The sequence below is a fragment of the Halarcobacter anaerophilus genome, assembly GCF_006459125.1.
GTDB classification, from domain to species: domain Bacteria; phylum Campylobacterota; class Campylobacteria; order Campylobacterales; family Arcobacteraceae; genus Halarcobacter; species Halarcobacter anaerophilus.
Genome location: NZ_CP041070.1, coordinates 571,466 through 590,837, shown reverse-complemented (window position 1 = coordinate 590,837; position 19,372 = coordinate 571,466). Strand labels below are relative to the sequence as shown.

Below are 19,372 nucleotides of genomic sequence, written 5' to 3'. Positions count from 1 at the left end.
TTAATGAATATTAGAAAAAAAGTAAGCTTATCGCTGGCATTGTCGGCAATATTAACCACACTAAATGCCCAAGAGACAACAAACTCACTAAATGATGTGACGGTTGTCAGTGCAAGCGGTTTTGAACAAAACATTGCAGATGCACCTGCTAGTATCTCTGTTATTACAGCAGAAGAATTACAAAAAAAATCTTATACCGATGTAATTGATGCAGTAAAAAATATTCCTGGAGTTTATGTTTCAGGTGGAGGAGCAAGCCAAGACATAACAATAAGAGGGATGAGTGCAACTTATACTTTATATTTAGTTGACGGCAGACCAATATCTTCTGGGCGTTCTATTAATACAAATGGAACTGATGGAGGGAAAACAGGAGCAAATTTACCCCCTATAGATATGATAGAAAGAATAGAAATTATTAGAGGACCGATGTCTTCGCTTTACGGGTCAGAAGCTATGGGTGGAGTAATTAATATAATTACTAAAAAAGCCGCTGATAAATGGTCGGGTAGTATAACAACAGAATATGCCAAATCTGGATCAGGGAATGATATAAATAATGACAGTTATAATACAAGTCTATTTTTATCAGGACCTATAATAAAGGATAAGCTTTCTTTATCAATAAACGGTGCCTTTCAGGGAACAGATGAAAGTGATTTAGTTCAAGGGAGTAAATCCTCTTCTAGTGAACCTGAAGTAAAAAAAAGAAAAATTGGAACAGAATTATCTTGGAAAGTTGATGAACAAAATAATATCAAATTGGGTTATGACTTTACTAGACAAGAATATACAACCACACCTGGGAAAAGTATAGCTGAAACAGCAAGCGGTTCATATAATGCACAAGACAAAGATGTTTATGTAATTTCGCATCAAGGTAACTATAACGATTTTCTAATTAATACATATTATCAATATGATAAAACTGCAAAAATCCAATCAGATACAAAAAAAGAAGATTTACATATTCTTAATACCCAAGCTACATATTTCTATAAAAATCATGTAATAACTTTCGGTGGACAGTATAAAGAAGAAGAATTTACAGATGAGACAAATGGACTGTTATCATCAAATATTGAAGGTGCCGTAGAAAGTGTTGATAGATGGATTGGTGCACTTTTTATTGAAGATGAATGGAGTATGTTTAAAGATTTTGCTTTAACAACAGGTATTAGATACAACGATGATGAACTATTCGGAGGAGAATTAAGTCCAAGAATTTATGGTGTTTACCATGCGACAGACAATTTAACAATTAAAGGTGGAGTTTCAACAGGATATAGACAACCAACACTTTCAGATGCAACAGAAGGTTTTGGAAGAGGAACAGGAGGTGGAGGTTCTCCAGCACCACATCCAAGAGCTCTTATTATAGGGAATGAAGATTTAGAACCGGAGAAAAGTGTAAGTTATGAAATAGGAGTAAATTATTATGATGATGATTTAGGGTTAAATAGTAGTTTAATGGTATTCCAAACAGATTACAAAGATAAAATTGCGGAAGACAGATATTGCGATAATGGTGGAGATAGAAATGATCCTTCCACTTGGGGATGCTCTTATGGAGGAAACAACTTTTTATTTTTAAGTACAAAGAAAAATATAGATAAAGCTCAAATAAGAGGTGTTGAAATTTCATTAGATTACGAAGTAACTCCAACAGTTACATTAAATAGTAGTTATACATATACTAAATCAGAACAAAAATCCGGAGATTTTGAAGGGGAACCACTAAATAAAATGCCAAAGCATATGTTCAATTTAAATCTGGACTGGCAAGCAACGAATAAATGGTCAGCTTGGACACAATTTAACTATAGAGGGAAAACTTCCGATTATTTAGGTAGAACTTCAATGAGTGAGGGAACTCCGGGTTATGGATTTGCTGATGCAGGTTTAGTTTATAAAGCCTCTAAGACTTTACAATTTAAAGCAGGAATTTATAATCTTACAAATAAAGAAGTTACAAATGATGACTACGGCGTAGTGCTTGACGGTAGAAGATATATCGTTGGAATGAACGTTAGATTTTAAGAAAGGATAAATAAATGAATATTTCAAAACTATTACTTGCAGGAACTATCACCGCAAGTAGTTTAATGGGACACAGTCTTTGGCTTAACTCATTTGATTCTTTATCAAAAAAAGGAGGTCATACTACGGTTGGCATAGGCTGGGGTCACAATATTTCTATTGATGATTCCGTACCTTCTAAAATGCAGTTTGATTCTTTTGATTTAATAGAACCAAAGGGTGAAAAAATTGCACTTAAAAAACCTTTTTCAAAAGTTGAGAAAATCTTTGAAGGTGACAATTTAACAATTACGCAAAGCAATATGGCAATGCAAAAAATTTCATTTGACGAAAAATCGCAAAAAGGTACTTACAGCATTGCACTTGCTACAAAAACCGGTTATTTTACAAAATATATTGATAAAAAAGGGAAAACTAGATTTAAAAGAGAACCAAAAGATAAGATAAAAAATGCAGAAAAAATCTTATCTTCAAATCAAATCAATACTTTTGCAAAAAGTTATTTTGCATTTCAAGAATGGACTCAACCCAAAAAAGCAGGTCATAATTTAGAGATTATCCCTACTTCTGATTTAACAAAAGTAAAAGCAGGAGATAGTGTAACTTTTGAAGTTTTATATAAAGGAAAAGCTTTACAAAGCGGTTATATGACAGCTAAAAGCGAACAAAATCCTCATGCAAATGCACTTTTTTCTTCAATTAGAAAAGGAAAAGCAAAATTCACACTTCCAAATAACGGTAAATGGATTTTTAAAACAACTCATAAAAAAGAGGCTGAGTTAACATTAATAAATAATGCCTCTGCAACAATCACTATAAAATAACCAAGTAGAAAGTATTTATTACTTTCTACTCATATCTTAAAGCATCTATAGGATTCAATCTCGCAGCTTTTCTAGCAGGGAAATATCCGAATATAACTCCAATTAACGTAGAGAATACAAAAGCAATTAATATGATTTGAATATTAAGTATGAAAGGTAATTCCATAAGATTTACTCCTGCATATCCTATTAACAATCCTAATATGATTCCTATTATTCCTCCAAGAGTTGATAAAACAATAGACTCAACCAAAAATTGCAGTAAAACTTCACTCTCCATTGCTCCAATAGCTAACCTGATTCCTATCTCTCTTGTTCTTTCAGTTACGGAAACCAACATAATATTCATAATTCCTATTCCACCGACAAGCAGACTAATTGCTGCAATCGAACCTAAAAGGTATGTAAACATTTTTGTAGTAGAAGTCATAGTCGAAAGTAACTCTTCCATGTCTCTTATATAAAAATTATTATCTTCTCCTACTTTTATTCCTCTTCTTTCTTGCATAAGCAGAGTAATATCTTTTTTGGCTTTTTCTATATTTTTACTTCCGTTTATTGATATTAAAATTGAGCTTATATCTTTGTTTCCTTGAATTTTTCTTTGGAACATTTTAAGAGGAACTATTATAATCTCATCTTGATCTCTACCGAAAGCCGCAGCTCCTTTTGATTCTAAAACTCCGACTACGGTGCATCCAAAACTTTTGAGTCTAATTTTTGAACCTATAGGATCTTCATTTTCAAAAAGCTGTTTTACTATTGTAGTTCCCAAGATACAAGAGGTTTGTCCGAAATTTAATTCACTTTCATCAAACTCTCTTCCGCTTTTTAATTTCCAGTCTTTTATAATAAAATAGTCATTATCTGTTCCTATTACTGCGGTAGTATAACTTTTATTTGAGTAGATTGTATTTACGCTTGAACTATTTTCAGCCGCAACCGCTTTTATATTTAAGATTTGGTTTTTTATTGCTTTAATATCTTCTTCTTTAAAAGGTCTGGCACTATTGTCGCTTCTTGGTTTTCCTCTTCTTTCTTGTCCCACTCTTAAAATCAGCATATTAGTTCCAAGCTTAGATATACTTTGTTGGACATTTGCGGTTGTTCCATCTCCAATCATAACCATAGCGATAACCGAAGCAACCCCTATTACTATTCCAAGAGTAGTCAAAATTGATCTTAAAATATTTCTTCTTATCTCTTTTATTGCTATTAAAAAGGCATTTACAAACATTATTTAAATCCTTTTTTTAGACTATCTTCAATATGACCGTCTCTAAAATATATAACTCTATTGGCAAATTTTGCCATCTCTTCTTCGTGAGTTACCATAATAATCGTTATTTTTGATTCTTCATTTAGTTTTTTTAAAAGGTTCATTATTTCCAAACTTTTTATACTATCCAAGTTTCCTGTCGGTTCATCGGCTAAAAGGACTAAAGGGTTTGTTACTATTGCTCTTGCTATTGCCACTCTTTGTTGTTGCCCTCCTGAAAGTTCGGCGGGAGTATTATTTGCAACAGATTCCAAACCGACTTTTTTAAGAGCCTCAAAAGCTATTAGTTTTCTCTGTTTTGAAGGAGTTTTTCTATATATCAAAGGCAACTCCACATTATCTAAAGCGGAAGTTCTTCCTAAGAGATTAAAACTTTGAAATACAAAACCTAAATAGTTTCTTCTAATAAGTGCCATTTGATTTCTATTTAGTTTTTCAATATTTATGCCGTTGAACAAATACTCTCCGCTTGTAGGCAAATCAAGGCAGCCTATTATATTCATTGAAGTAGATTTTCCGCTTCCGCTTGCTCCCATAATAGCTACAAATTCTCCTTGATTTATAGAAAAACTTACTTTGTTTAAAGCATATGTTGCGGCATTTCCCTTACCGTAAGTCTTTACTATATCTTTAAATTCGATAATTTTTTTGTTTTCAGCCATTATTACTCTCTTGAGAGGTTATTACCTCATCATCTTCTTTTAACTCTTTTGATTCAATTGCCGTAAATTTTCCGTCCGTTTCTAAAACTTTCACTCTTACTTTTCTTGGTTGGGAATTTTCTAAGATATATAAGTTTTTAAAACTAGCTTTCGTTAAATCTTTAGATCTATTTCCATTTCCTCTTGGTCCTCTAGGGAGTAAACTCATACTTCTTCTTTTCTCTTCTAGTTTGGAAGGCTGGTATCTTAAAGCACTATTTGGAACCAAAAGTTTATTTTTCAGCTGTTTTGTTATAATTCTTGCAGAAGCAGTCATTCCCGGTCTTAAAAGAAGTCTCTCGTTTTCAACGGTAACTACCGTTTCATATGTTATTACGCCACTCTCTTCAATAGGATTTAATCTTACTTGTTTTATTACTCCTTTAAAAGTCTCCTTTGGATAAGCATCTACGGTAAATAAAACTGTCAAGCCCTCTTTTATATTTGCTACGTCTGCTTCATCTATACTTACTATTAACTGCATTTTCGTCAAATCTTTTGCCAGGGTAAAAAGTGTAGGAGTAGACATTGAAGCGGCAACTGTCTGCCCTATTTCCACAACTCTGTCTAAAACGATTCCGTCAATCGAAGATTTTACAACCGCTTTTGCCAAATTATCTTGATTGGTTTTTAGATTAAATTTTGCCTGTTCTACTTGTGCTTTGTTTGCTTCATAGGTTGCTTGTGCAGCTTCATAAGAAAATTTTGCATCATCAACATCGTTTTGAGAAGGGTATTTTCCTTTTGATTGTTTAAACATTTTTAGAGTTCTGTCGTAAACCAGTTTTTTATTTTTTACATTTACTTCACTCTCTTTTTGATTTGCTCTTGCTACTGATAAAGAGGCTCTTGAACTATCGACTTGGGCTTTTAATTTTGTAGTATCAAGTTTTGCCAAAACCTGCCCTACTTTTACTTTATCGTTAAAATCTACGTAAATCTCTTTTATTGTTCCTGATACTTCAATTCCTATATCAACACTGTTTGTAGGTTCCAAGTTACCTGTTGCCATTACCGTAACTTGAAGATTCCCTCTTTTTATATTTTGCGTATTATACGTTACTGCTTCATTTGAACTATCTTTTTTCAAAATAAAAAAGTAATAAGCAAAAGATATAATAACCAATAAAAGAAGAGCATACCAAATATATTTTTTTTTGGAACTTGCTTTGCTGTGTGCAGTTAGTTGTTCTTGTAAATTTGAATCCATTAATTTAATCTTCCTTTATTTTAAAATATAATTTTGCATACTCTAACTGTATATTTATATCATTTATTGCCAAATCATATTCATTTATTTTTTTTGTGTTTTTTAATACTTCCAAATCATAAGTAGGAGACATTCCTGCTTGATTTGAAGCTTCATTTACCTCAATCAAATCTTCATATAACTTTATATTTTCTTCAATAGTTTTATTATATTTTTTATATGTATCGATTTTTGTCAAAGCCTCATCAAAGGTTTTCGACAACTCATTTTTCAAATCATTTAAACTGATTTTCTGTTTTAAATAATCCAACTTTGCTTTTTGCAAGGTTGCTTTTTTATTTATATCATAAAGAGGAATTGTAAGATTCAAACCTATACTTCCCGAAGAGGTATAGTTGTTTATATCATCAGTCATATTATCCGAATCTGAATATGAATACTCCGTAGATAAACCGATACTAGGCAAATATTCACTTTTTTGTTTTTTATAAGTAGTATTTAAAAGTTCGGCAGAAGCATTTTCATACATCAGTTGGATATTTTTTTCAAGATAATCTTTTTTATTTATATTTCTAAAATCAATAATTTTTATCTGGTTATATTTCAAGTTTGTATATTTGGCTAAATTTAACTCTTGCTCTTTTATAGAGTTTTTTAAATTTATAATCTCTTTATACTGATTGTTTTTAGACATTATTGCATCGTTTAATTCAGTAATATCACCGTCACCTGCTTCATACTGAACTTTTTTTATAATTAACTCTATTTCAGAGTTTTTATATTTATCGGCACTTTGTTCTAATTGAACCTTGAGTTTTTCTATATTTAATAAAATTTCGTAAATATCTTGAAAAAGTTCATTGTTATCACTCTCCCAGTTTAAAGAATCTGCTTTTAGCTTATCTTTTGCATACTGAATCGTAAACTCAATTCCTCCTGATTCAAAAATATTTTGGGAAAAACCTATTGATACGCTTTTATTAAAACTATCGGAATCTTTATTAAAAGTGTGACTTCTTTTGATATTTGAGGTTAAATCAATAGAAGAGATCCACTCATTTTTCAGCTTTTCGTAATTTTCCTGTATTATCTTCTTCTCTATCTCTCTTAAATCTTTTTTGTCTTTATTTAAAATCGTTAAATTATTCGCAAAAAGAAGTGAAGATAGAAAAGAGAGTATTATAAATTTTTTCAATTTATATCTCCTTTTCTTTTCAACATCTAATTATAGATTAATACTATAAACCTTTTTTAAATAAAAGTTTAACAGTTTTTTAATAAAACAATTTTAATAACTATTATTAGAGATTTAAGTTACTGCTTTTTTTTATTTTCTTCTTCTACGAAATCGACTTTACACTCTTTTGTCTCTTCTACTAAAGCTCTTGCAACAATATCATCTTCTACTATGATATGTTCCAAATGTAGATTTTGAAGTTCCTCTTTTTCGCTAAATCTTGTCACTTTTACTATAGTTTTAGTATTATGGGTCAAATCATTTATAACTTCACATACTAAATGAACTTTTTCGGGATTATCAATTGCAACTATTACGGCACAAGCTTGTCTTATATTTACGGATTCCAAGATATGTTTATGTGCTGCATTTCCGAAAATTATAGGTTCATCATCTAAATAACCCATTTCAAAATATTTAAGATTGTGTTCGACTATTACATATTCATGTCCGTCAAGTCTTAAATTAGCTGCAATTTCTTGACCTAAATGTCCATAACCTATAACTACAACATGACCTTTTGTATCTTTATCTATATTGTAAGTATTTGCTATACTCAAAGGATCTTCAGGAAGTAATTTTCCCGCAAACTTAGAGAGATTTTTTAAAATAATAGGTGTTAAAATCATAGATATTACTATGGTTACTATCAAAATCTGTGAATATGTAGGATTTATCAGATTGGAACTTCTTGCAAGTTCAAGTACAGCCAAAGAGAATTCCCCTATTTGAATCAAAGATAAAGCTGTTTTAAAAGCAACTCTTTTTGTATCGTCGATTCTTACTATTAAATAGATTATCAAATATTTAATAAGCAGCAAAGTGGGAAGAAGTATTAAGATTATAAGAATATTTTGTGCAATTACGGAGAAGTTTATCTGCATTCCTACAGTAATAAAGAAGACTCCCAAAAGAAGATTTCTAAAAGGTGTCAGGTCTGCTTCTACTTGATGTTTAAACTTTGTCTCACTAATCATCATACCTGCTACAAAAGCTCCTAAAGAGTAAGTAAATCCGAAATAATGGGCAAGATATGAAGCTCCTATTGCAACAAGCAAAACAGAAGCTACAAAAAGTTCATCGGATTCTGCTTTGGTTACATGTTCAAAAAAAGGTTCTAAAAGATATCTTCCTACAAGATAGAGTAGAGCTATAAGAATAAATGCGGCAACTGCCGTATTAAAAATAAGTCTTATAACATCATGCTCACCGTTTGAAGTAAAAAAAGAGATCATTAATAAAATAGGAATAACTGCAATATCCTGCATTATTAATATTCCTAAAACTCTTTGTCCATGCCTTTTTTTAATATCATTTGTTTCATTATAGGTTTTAAGTACGATTGCCGTAGAAGACAAAGACAAGGCCGCACCTATTACTAAAGAAGTTTTAAAATCAAAGCCCAAAACAAACATACAAATAAGAGTTACAAATATAGTAGTTACGATAATTTGCAGACTACCTGTGAAAAAGACCTCTCTTCGCATCTGTTTTAGATGACTAATAGAGAACTCCAATCCAATGGTAAACATCAAAAAGACTACACCGAATTCGGCAATCTCTTTTAAGTCATGATTATTTACGGCATTATGCAGATCAAAAACATAAGCGATTATCGTTCCTGTTATAATATAACCTATAATAGTCGGAAGATGAACTTTTTTTAATACAAGATTTACAATAATTGCAATAAACAAAGTCCAAACAATAATCCCTAACATTTTAACCTCAACTTTAGATATAGTGCATCTGCTTATACCCTTCTACTCTTTTTTTGTAAGCAGAATTAAGCATTGCATTTTTATGATCTAGGAAATCTATTGCCAGACACTCTTGATTTCCTCTTCCTATTCTTCCTAAATATTGAACTAATCTTCCGTAATATGATATAGGTGTCGCAAAAATAATTGTATTTAAATGAGGAAAATCTATTCCTTCCCCGAAATATGAAGTAGTAGCCAGTATCAAACTTTTTTGTTCGATTTGTGCCATCTTCTCTTCTTGCTCTTTTTTACTTATGCTTCCGTGTATCGAAACAAAATCAATATCCATACTTGAAAGTTTTTGTTCTAAAATATTTATATGTTCTATTCTATCAGTTAAAAGTAAAATTTTCCTTTTTTTATTTAATAAAATTTGCTCGATAATAAGATTGTTTCTTTTTTCATCCCTTGAAATTTCATTAATAAGTTCTGCATAAGTTTCACAATTACTTGTAAAATCCGTTCTTATTATTTTTAGATGATTTTTGACACTTCTTTTACTTTTGTACTCATAAGCTATTTTTCCAAGTTGTTCAAAGAGTATCGGCTGTAAGCCGTCTTTTCTATTTGGAGTGGCACTTAGACCTAAGATATATCTTCCAAAAAAGTTTTTAACGATTTGTTCAAAGGTAACTGCCGGGATATGGTGGCATTCGTCAACTATTACAAAAGAGTATTCATTTATAATTTCAGGAGAATTTTTAAGACTTTGCATTGTAGCTACATCTATTTTTCCGTTTAGTTTGTTTTTCCCTTTTCCTAGATATCCGATATCTTTTTTATCATAAGCAAAATAATCCACAAATCTCTCTATCCATTGACTTAAAAGCATATTTTTATTTACTATTATTAAAGTGCTGCAAGCTCTTAGTTCAAACATTTTTGCTCCAATTAAGGTCTTTCCAAAACCCGGAGGAGCAACACAAATACAAAAATCATTTTTATTAATAGCCTTAATTGCCTCTTCTTGTTCTTCTCTTAATTCAAATTTTATTTTTTTTGTCTCAATTTTTTCCAGATAAGTTTTATTTTCAATGATATAATTTACACTATACTCTTTAAAGAACTCTTCAACTTTATAAATCAAACCTCTTGGAAGTTTTAAATAGACTTCATCTTCTTCAAAATTTTTTATTACTCTTGGAGTGTTATATAAAGGTTTTCTTAACTTTAAGAGAACTTTTACCTGAGGGTTATCAAAAGTTGCAAAACTTTTTAATTTGTTAATAAAACTTTTTGATAAATCTTTTGTCGGAATATATAAAAAATCATATAGCTTGATATTCAGTTTAAAAGGAGGTATTTGTATATCCTCTAAAATAAAACTTGTATTATTAACCGATTCAAAATCCAAATATTTATTCAATGTTTGAGAAGATATTTTTTTTATATTTAATAAAACTTTCCACTGATCCGTATAGACTTTTTTCGTAACAGGGTCAAAAAAGACTGTTTTGTTTTCATTTCTAAAGCCTAAGTGCAGAGGAATTTCAATAGGTTCTTCTAAACCGGCTTTTGTGGAAAAATCTTTGTTGGGATAGATTTTTGCGTTTATATTTGATTTTCTTAAAATATATTGGGCAAATTTTCTGGCATCTTTACTGCTTGTTTTTGTTTCAAAAAAGAGCCAAACATAAACTGAACCGTAAGAGCTGTATTCAAATAAAAAGTCCTCTTTTAAAAGAGAAAAAGTATCTAATAAACGTTGGATATCTTTTGGTAAAATTTCTAAAACTATAAATTTTACTCTGTTTTGTTCATCTATTAAATATGAAGCAAGATGGATTTGTCCCCTTAAATGCAGTTCCAAATCTTTATTTGTAATAGGGATGAAATCACTGCCTTTAAAAGTTTGAGTAACGGGAAAAAATCTCTGTTTTATTCTATCTTTACTAATCCATTTTCTGGCATATATATCTTTTCTATTTACAAAGAGTTCTTCAAAAAGTTGAATTTTTTCATCTTTTGAGAGTTTTCTTTTTAGGTTATAATAGGTCTGTTTTTTTAACTCTTCCTCAAGTTTTGCAATCTCTTTTTCAATCTCATTCTTTTGAGAATAGAGCGCTTCTAACCGTTCATGAATTGTTGGATTCATGTTTAATTTGTTGTGCAGGACTTAATATTATGTTATTGATTTTATTTTCAACTTCATCATATTTACTTGTTAGATTAGAACCTTTTCTAATGCCTTGCCCTTCAAATTTTCCGTCTTCTTCTATTATGAGTTCATTGTACTTCATATTTCCGATGACTTTACCTTCTGATAGAATCTGAACCTGATTACAGTCTATTTTACCGTCTAAAAGTCCGCTTACAATTAAATTGTTTGCTTTTATATCACCGATTACTTCACCGGTTTTTCCTATAGAGATTAAATCTGCTTCTAATATAACCCCTTCAAACTTTCCGTCGATATGCACACTTCCTTCGGTAGTTATACCGCCGATTATGCAAGTCCCATGGGCAATTACCGTCGCACCATTTTTGACTGTTCGTTTATTAGCCTTACCAAAGATTCCCATCGAACTCTCCTCTCTTTTTTAAAGATAGTATAAAAATTTCCTAACTGCCATTTTATAAATTGATTTGGATTTAAAATCCTAGAGCCGTATCTGACTTCATAGTGTAAATGCGGAGCCGTACTTCTACCGCTGTTTCCACTTAAACCGATTTTTTGATTTTTTCTTATAATATCACCTGTTTTTACATAGATTTTATTTAAGTGGGCATACACTGTTTCAAAACCAAAATTGTGTCTGATTTTAATTACCCGTCCAAAACCGCCTGTGTCATTAGCTCTTGCAAAACTTACAACACCATCTCCTGTTGCAAAAACTTCTGTTTTTCTTTTAGCTCTTAAATCTATTCCTCTGTGAAATTTTTTCTTTTTTGTTACAGGATGTATTCTATATCCAAAAGAAGAAGTGATTGTAGTCTCTCTTAGAGGTGAACCGCTAGGCATTGTTGTTAACATATACATTTTTATTCTATCATTTATTGATTTTAATGTTTCTTGTGTTATCTCTTCTTTTTTCTCATTATCGCTTCTAAGACCTATCATTTCCTCAATATGATCGAGTTTTGAACTTAGAGCGTTTATATCCTCTACTTTCCCTTTTATCTGCATAGAATAAAAATGATTTTGTGCTTGAAGTTTTTTTTCTTTTTCTACTAAAACAGAGATTTGTTGCTCTTTTTTTTGAATCTCTTGTTCTTTTTCCTCTTTCAAAGTGTCAACATTGTCATTTAATTCCGAAATAAACCAAAAAGAGATAGCGATTATTAACAATACGACTAAAACTATAATCAATGCGACTTTTTTTATTATCTGATGTACATTATAAGATCTTGTACTACGAACATCAGAGATGGTAATTATTAATCTATTTTTCATCAAAACTTAAATCTTTCAAAAATTTTTCAACTACTAAAAATGAACCGAATACCAAATACTCTTTATCATCACTTATTTCATTATTAGTATTAATTATTATATTCAATTTATTACAAATATCTAATAAATTATTTTTATCAACAACCCTTTTATCATCCAAATCTATAATTCTTATTTCAGATATTATAGGTTTTAAGATTTTTAAGACCTCTTTATAATCTTTATCTTTATATGAATTATATATAAGACTCACTTTTTTATTTTCAAACTCTTTTAACAACACTTGTGCGGCTAAAGGGTTATGTCCCACATCTACTGTAATATTAGAAGCTATTTTTTGGCAACGTCCGAAAAGTTTTACATCATCAAAAAGTTTTTCATCTATCTCAATACCAAGCTCTTTTAGAGTCTCTATTACAAGATGAAGATTTCTTCTTAAAAAAAGAGGAAATTTTTTATTTAAATTAGACTCTTCAAAATTTTCAACTTTTTTAATAAGAATATCTCTGTCAAACTCTTCTTTTAACTCTTTTTTTACTTCTTTTGCCACATCATAAACTTCGTCAAAAACTTGATAACCTATAAACATTTTTTTATCGGCTGCTCTCATTTTTGTTTTTGCAATCTCTTTTATGCTGTTTCCTAGAAAATTTTGATGATCTAAACCTATAGTCGTAATTAAAGAGATATCAGCAGGAACTACGTTTGTTGCATCAAATTCTCCTCCAAGCCCTGCTTCAAGTACCAAATAATCTAAACCGTCTGATAAAACAAGAGCTAAAAGAGTTGTATATTCAAAATATGTAAGTTTTTCTAAAAGATAAAGAGGCAGATATTTTTGAATTTTTCTACTTGCATAGTTTAATTCAAAATCTAAACTGTCTTTTCCGTTTATCCAAATTCTTTCATTAAATTTCAGAATATGAGGAGAACTATAATGCAAAATCTTAAAAGATTTTTTATGTAAATAGTGGGCTAAAAATCTGCCTGTACTTCCTTTCCCGTTTGTTCCTACTATATGTATAATAAAAGGTATTTTTATATATTTAGATAAGATATCCCAGGATTTTTTAACAATGGAAAAATCAATCTCATCATAATACATAGTTTTATGACTTAAAATATCACTTAAGCAAGCAGTTTTAAAATCCAACATAATCTACTTTTTAAAAGAGTTTATCGCCAGTTTAGAAATTACCTCTTCTAAAGCTTTGCTAGCTGCTTCTTTGATACCTTGGAATCTATTTGAATCCGTAATAGCACCGTCAACGGTATCTATAGGGAAGTCATTCTCTCCTGTTACACTAAAGCTTCCGCTTCTTGTATCATTTTTATAATCAACATGAACTGTTACGGTTGCTTTATATACTTTACTGTACCCTTGAGTATCTTCTTGAACAACCCCCATATTTACTCTTTGCAAATCTAAGTTCATAATGGTATCAGCCTGCGCGGGATCATCAACGATTTTTGAACCAAGTCTATGTACTAATATTTCATTCATTGCATCTTTTATTAATACGACATTTCTAGGATCTTCCAAGTTTATCTTTAGATTTACAAAGACTTTTCCTTTTAGCTCTTTTTTAGTGTAATAAGTAGCTGGCTTATATCCACATCCTGAAATTATAAAAATCAATGAAATAAGAATCAGTAAACGACTTAGTCTCATCTTAACCCTTTACAACCAAATTTACCAATTTATTCGGTACTACAATCTCTTTTATCAACTCTTTGCCTTCTAACCATTTAGAGGCACTATTTTTTGCCGTTGTTAAAATCTCATCTTTTGAAGCATCAGCCGAGATTTCAACTTCGCATCTTTTTTTACCGTTAATTGTAACAGCAAGAGTAATCGAATCAAGTTCAAAAACTTCATCTTTTACTTCAATTTTATCATTAAAATTTTCTCTTTTGAAAAGTTTAGTTGCAAGTTCCCAAGATAGATGAGGGATAATAGGTTCTAAAATATTTGTTAAAATATAATAACCTTCTGCCCAAACAAGTTCGTTGTTTTGTGCTTGAAGTGCGTTCATAGCTTCCATCGAAGCTGCAATTAAAGTATTAAAAGCGTAGGTTTTATTAAATACGTCATTTGATTTTTGTAAAGCCTCATAAACTTTTCTTCTAGCCTCTTTTTCATCTTTTGAAAGTGCAGAGTGATTTATGTTTTTAAAGTTTTCTACAGCTTTAAATGTAACATTAGAACTTCTGTCCGCAAATCTTTTAATAAATTTAAAAGCTCCGTCAACGGCACTGTCATTCCACTCTAACTCTTTTGTAGGAGGAGCTGCAAAAAGGATAAAAAGTCTAGCCGTATCTGCACCGTATTTATCTACAATTAAATCAGGATCTACAACATTTCCTTTTGATTTAGACATTTTTGCACCGTCTTTTAAAACCATTCCTTGCGTTAACAGTCTTTTGAAAGGTTCTCTTGAGTTCGTATATCCCAAATCATTTAAAACTTTTGTAAAAAATCTTGCATATAAAAGGTGTAAAATTGCATGTTCAATTCCACCGATATATTGATCTACATCCATCCAATAATCGCTGTCTTTTTTTGAAACTCCCTCTTTAGTCCATTTTTTTGGATTTGTTGCATATCTTAAAAAATACCAAGATGATTGCACGAAAGTATCAAGAGTATCTGTCTCTCTTATTGCATCTTTACCGCATTTTGGACATTTACAATGTTTCCAAGTAGGATGAGTATCTAAAGGATTTCCTTCTCCTGTTATTTCAACATCTTCAGGAAGAGAAATAGGCAGATTTTCACTTTTTTCAGGAACCAATCCACAATCTTCACAATGAACAAAAGGAATAGGAGCCCCCCAGTATCTCTGTCTTGAAACTCCCCAGTCTCTTAGTTTGAAATTAATCTGTTTTGAACCTAAAGAGTTTTGTTCAAAATGATAGATTATCGATTTTTTTGCTTTTGTATTTTTAAGTCCTGAAAAACCTTCAGAATTTATTAATTTACCCTCACCTGTATAAGCCTCAGTCATATTTTCAATTAATCCCGAATCTCCTACAATCACTTGTTTTATAGGTAAATCATACTCTTTGGCAAACTCAAAGTCTCTTTCGTCATGCGCAGGAACTGCCATTACGGCACCTCCACCGTATGAACTTAGAACAAAATTGGCAACCCAAACAGGAATTTTTTGAGCAGTTAAAGGGTGAATAACTTCTATTTCTAAAGATACTCCCTCTTTTGGCATTGTTGCTCTATCTCTTTCGCTAACTTTTTGCATAGCTTTAATTGCTTCAATTTTGCTATCACTTAAAAGTTTGTTTTCTACTATATATTTAACTATAGGATGTTCAGGAGCCAAAGCAGAATAAGAGATTCCGTAAATCGTATCGGGTCTAGTTGTAAAAACTTTATATGAATCAAACTGTTTATCTAATTTGTATCTTGACTCTTTAGAGAGTTCAAAACTAAACTCTAAACCTTCACTTCTTCCTATCCAATTCTCTTGCATAGTTAAAACTTGTGAAGGCCATTGTCCTTCTAAAGTTTTTAAATCATCTAACAACTCTTGAGCATACTTAGTAATAGCTATGTAATAACCGGGCATCTCTTTTTGGATTACAGGAGTTCCGCATCTCCAGCAGCACCCCTCTTCAATCTGCTCATTTGCCAATACGGTTAAATCATGAGGACACCAATTTACATTTGTTGATTTTCTATATAAAAGTCCCTCTTCATACATTTTTATAATAAACTCTTGTTCCCATCTTGTATAAAGTTCGTCAGAAGTAGCAAACTCTCTTGTAGTAGAAAAAGAGAGACCTAAAGCTCTTAATTCATCTCTCATATAATCTATATTTTCATAAGTCCATTTTTTAGGATGAAGTTTATGTTTTATCGCCGCATTCTCCGCAGGCATACCGAAACTATCCCATCCTATGGGATGAAGTACGTTAAAATCTGCTTTTCTAAAATATCTTGCAAAAGCATCACCTAAACAGTAGTTTCTTACATGTCCCATATGAATTCTACCGCTTGGGTAAGGGAACATACTTAAAATATATTTTTTATCTTTTTTATAATCTTCTTGAGGTTCAAAACTATCATTCTCTTTCCAATAGTTTTGCCACTTTGTCTCTATTTCCTTTGGATTATACTCCATATTTAATACTCTTCCTTATCTTGACTTTTTGCACTCTCAATCAATGCTAAAGCTATTGAGAATATATTTGCTACTATTGCTCCTATTGCAAGAGAAGTAGCCATAGGTTCATCTCCTATAAAAGTTAATACCATAAAAGAGGGAATAAGGTGTAAGTCCGCAACTAATGAACTAGCTAACAATTCAGCTGCCAGCAGATTTTTAACACCGATTTTTAATATTGTTGAAATAACATTGACCCCTGCTGCTAAAAAAAGTGCTACTGCGTTTGGTTCATAAAGAAACCCTGCTGTAGTAGTTAAAGACATGAGCGAAAAGAATATATAAGTTACCTTACCCCAATCCATGATTATCCTTCATATGTTTTCTTAAAGCCAATATTTTACCTAAAATATGTTAAAAAATGACTTTTAAGAGGTGGGCTTATTACTTTATATCCTGCTTATTTTTCTTTGCACTTATAATAAGTTGATAAATCAAATAAAGAATTATAAGTTTAAAAAGAAGTTCTAAAATCAAAACTGCACCGAAATCAAGTTCAAAAAAATGCAGAGGATTTAAATTGTTTAATAAAAACTGCAAACTGAAATCATTTGTTACAACAAAATAGAGTCCTATTAAAGTAAGTATAAGCAGTCTAAATCTGTTTTTCGTATCATCATAAATAATAGTATATATACAAAACCAGACAAAGATAGTAACTCCAAGACCTACTAATACTTCAACAGTAGGTGTATGTGGAACTTTTACCGAGTATTCAACATATTTATCAACCCAGATAAATTCCACAATAGCTGCAACAACTTCTAAACAAAAAATCCAAAATAGTACCAGTTTCCAATTTGTAGAGTTTTGGGATGTTATTTTATCAAAGCTTTCTTTTACCTGTTTTAGTTTATCTTTGTTCATTTGGTTATCTCGTCTTAAAAAATTTTTATATTTTAAAGTTATTTTTTATATTATAGCATTATTTTATATTAAAAAAATGTTAAGAATAATGATTTTATTTCAATTTCATTATTTTTTAGAGAGTTTTACTCATCTATTTTCTTCTTGTATTTTGTCTTATTGAAATTATTAGTTGGTAGATTAGATATGCGATTATAATTTTGTAAAGAAATTCTCCAAAAGTTAAATTATCCCAACTATTCATTACAGAAAATGGATTAATATGATTTACAACTTTATACAATTGAAAATCACATGTAATAAGCGAATATAGTCCATAAGATATTAAAGAAAAAAATATTAGAAATATATTTTTAAAAATGTTTTCTAAAGTTGATAAACATAAAGAAATCGTCATGATAAAAATAAACGGTATAAATGAAATAAAGTTTACGCCAAACATACTAAAATTATTTTCTATAATCCCTATTGCAAAAGTAAAATTTATTATCCAAAATAGTGCTAGTAGCCAATCTTGTGAATGATTTGATGATATTCCATGTATTTTAAAAACTAGCCATTCAAAAAAGTTTTTACCTTTTTTTAAATCTGCTTCTAGTTCTTTTTCTCTTTCTTTCATTTCTAGGGCATAGAATTTATTTGCTTCTATTATATTGTTTTGTTGTTCAAAAGAGTTTTTTATAATTCTTGCAGTTTCGCGGTTTATTCCAGTTACTTCTATACCTAAAAGGTTTAATTCTCCTGAAATTAAAGAATTACTTAAATCTAATTTATTAATAAACTTAGTATTCTTAAAGGAACTTACCCCTTTTAACTTTGTATATTCAAAATCTATTTTATGAAGAATTGAATTATTTAAATTAAACAATGAATTAAATTCACAAGAAAATAATTCCAACTCTCTTATATGAGAATTTTCAATTCTTACTTCATCAAAAAACTTAGAATTATAAAAATTGAAAGTTCCTTTGAATTCTTTTTCATTTTTTATTGCTACTAAAGTTTTAAATTCACAATTTGATAGCATTATTTCAGAAGAACATAAATTGTCGCAGAAGGAAACTACTCCATCAAATACTATAAAACTAAATTCTATATTATCTAGAAAAACGCACTCTTCAAAATAAATATCTTTACTAATTTTTGAAAAATTAGTAACATCTAAAGTATCTCTAGGAAAAAAATTACCATAGTTATATGGGAATATAAAATTTTTAAAACTATACCTATTCAAAAGCTTATCTGACCTATAAATATTTTGTTCAATTATTGATTCATTTAATTTTTTCCAAAAATATTCTCTCTTTTCTTCTGATATTTGCCAATTTTTATTTTCACCTTCTAACTCATACCAATTATCTTTATTACAATGAAAAATACAGTTATTTGAATTAGTTAAACTTCTTTCATATTCATCAAATTTTCTATTACAATTTGGAGATTCACACTTATATGATTTTTCAGCCATATTTTTCCTAAATAAAATTGTTGTTTTTATTATATTTAAAATATCTTGTATTTTTTCTTGAGGGATAAACTCCTCGCTTTCATACTTTTTTATTGAAAAAAGTATGGCAAAAAATAACCAGACGGTTGTTGAAGGCAAAGATTCCCTCCAGATTTGTAATTATTTTCTGCCTTGCGAAACTCAATAAAAACGTGACATTAAGTCACCTTTTTATCTCAAACATTCTCAGGCTTTTCCGAAAAGAATTAAAAACCTTCCGGCTTCAACAAAGTCTGGACTTTATGGAGTTGCAAATTTTTTGATGTAAATTTAACACGATACCAATTTAAATAAAATGGTACTAAAAGAATAAAAGCTTTTTGAAAATAAAGAGTTAATTAAAATGCAATAATAAAAAAAGGAGGCAGT

General features: G+C 30.1%; 16 protein-coding genes. 2 read left to right on the top strand and 14 right to left on the bottom strand.

Annotated features, from left to right (window positions below; translation table 11 throughout):
• The first annotated feature begins 3 nt into the window (after positions 1-3).
• Both AANAER_RS02915 and AANAER_RS02910 read left to right on the top strand, forming a co-directional pair.
• Positions 4-2,040: a TonB-dependent receptor domain-containing protein gene (locus AANAER_RS02915; protein WP_129082343.1), complete on the top strand. Its 2,037-nt coding sequence runs from the start codon at positions 4-6 to the stop codon at positions 2,038-2,040.
• 14 nt (positions 2,041-2,054) lie between these two features.
• Positions 2,055-2,864 (top strand): DUF4198 domain-containing protein, encoded by an 810-nt coding sequence (locus tag AANAER_RS02910; RefSeq protein WP_129082342.1) that lies wholly within the window; start codon positions 2,055-2,057, stop codon positions 2,862-2,864.
• A 25-nt stretch (positions 2,865-2,889) separates the two neighbouring features.
• On the opposite strand, the gene AANAER_RS02905 is transcribed toward AANAER_RS02910, so the two are convergent.
• The 14 genes from AANAER_RS02905 to AANAER_RS02840 form a co-directional block, all read right to left on the bottom strand.
• Positions 2,890-4,101, bottom strand: coding sequence for an ABC transporter permease (locus AANAER_RS02905; protein ID WP_129082341.1), 1,212 nt, complete (start codon positions 4,099-4,101; stop codon positions 2,890-2,892).
• Positions 4,101-4,805: an ABC transporter ATP-binding protein gene (locus AANAER_RS02900; RefSeq protein WP_129082340.1), complete on the bottom strand. Its 705-nt coding sequence runs from the start codon at positions 4,803-4,805 to the stop codon at positions 4,101-4,103. Before AANAER_RS02900 ends, AANAER_RS02905 begins: the two co-directional genes overlap by 1 nt.
• Positions 4,798-6,054, bottom strand: a complete 1,257-nt coding sequence (locus AANAER_RS02895) for an efflux RND transporter periplasmic adaptor subunit (RefSeq protein ID WP_129082339.1) — start codon at positions 6,052-6,054, stop codon at positions 4,798-4,800. The genes AANAER_RS02900 and AANAER_RS02895 overlap by 8 nt, the downstream gene beginning before the upstream one ends.
• Positions 6,055-6,058: 4 nt before the next feature.
• On the bottom strand, positions 6,059-7,249 hold the full coding sequence (locus tag AANAER_RS02890; protein ID WP_129082338.1) for a TolC family protein: 1,191 nt from the start codon (positions 7,247-7,249) through the stop codon (positions 6,059-6,061).
• A 119-nt stretch (positions 7,250-7,368) separates the two neighbouring features.
• Entirely contained in the window at positions 7,369-9,012 is a 1,644-nt protein-coding gene (locus AANAER_RS02885) for a cation:proton antiporter (RefSeq protein ID WP_129082337.1), read from the bottom strand.
• Positions 9,013-9,025: 13 nt separating this feature from the next.
• Positions 9,026-11,149, bottom strand: a complete 2,124-nt coding sequence (locus tag AANAER_RS02880) for a DEAD/DEAH box helicase (RefSeq protein ID WP_129082336.1) — start codon at positions 11,147-11,149, stop codon at positions 9,026-9,028.
• A complete protein-coding gene (locus tag AANAER_RS02875; protein ID WP_052502592.1) occupies positions 11,130-11,576 on the bottom strand; it encodes a bactofilin family protein in 447 nt (148 codons plus the stop codon). The genes AANAER_RS02880 and AANAER_RS02875 overlap by 20 nt, the downstream gene beginning before the upstream one ends.
• A complete protein-coding gene (locus tag AANAER_RS02870; protein WP_044416180.1) occupies positions 11,522-12,448 on the bottom strand; it encodes a M23 family metallopeptidase in 927 nt (308 codons plus the stop codon). Before AANAER_RS02870 ends, AANAER_RS02875 begins: the two co-directional genes overlap by 55 nt.
• Positions 12,438-13,604 (bottom strand): bifunctional folylpolyglutamate synthase/dihydrofolate synthase, encoded by a 1,167-nt coding sequence (locus tag AANAER_RS02865; RefSeq protein ID WP_129082335.1) that lies wholly within the window; start codon positions 13,602-13,604, stop codon positions 12,438-12,440. Before AANAER_RS02865 ends, AANAER_RS02870 begins: the two co-directional genes overlap by 11 nt.
• Before the next feature lie 3 nt (positions 13,605-13,607).
• A complete protein-coding gene (lptE, locus tag AANAER_RS02860; protein WP_129082334.1) occupies positions 13,608-14,120 on the bottom strand; it encodes an LPS assembly lipoprotein LptE in 513 nt (170 codons plus the stop codon).
• 1 nt (position 14,121) lies between these two features.
• A complete protein-coding gene (gene leuS, locus AANAER_RS02855) occupies positions 14,122-16,587 on the bottom strand; it encodes a leucine--tRNA ligase (RefSeq protein ID WP_129082333.1) in 2,466 nt (821 codons plus the stop codon).
• Positions 16,588-16,589: 2 nt separating this feature from the next.
• On the bottom strand, positions 16,590-16,934 hold the full coding sequence (locus AANAER_RS02850; RefSeq protein WP_044416188.1) for a DUF6394 family protein: 345 nt from the start codon (positions 16,932-16,934) through the stop codon (positions 16,590-16,592).
• Between the two features lie 79 nt (positions 16,935-17,013).
• A complete protein-coding gene (locus AANAER_RS02845) occupies positions 17,014-17,496 on the bottom strand; it encodes a hypothetical protein (RefSeq protein WP_129082332.1) in 483 nt (160 codons plus the stop codon).
• Between the two features lie 133 nt (positions 17,497-17,629).
• Entirely contained in the window at positions 17,630-18,964 is a 1,335-nt protein-coding gene (locus AANAER_RS02840) for a hypothetical protein (protein ID WP_129082331.1), read from the bottom strand.
• Positions 18,965-19,372 lie beyond the last annotated feature (408 nt).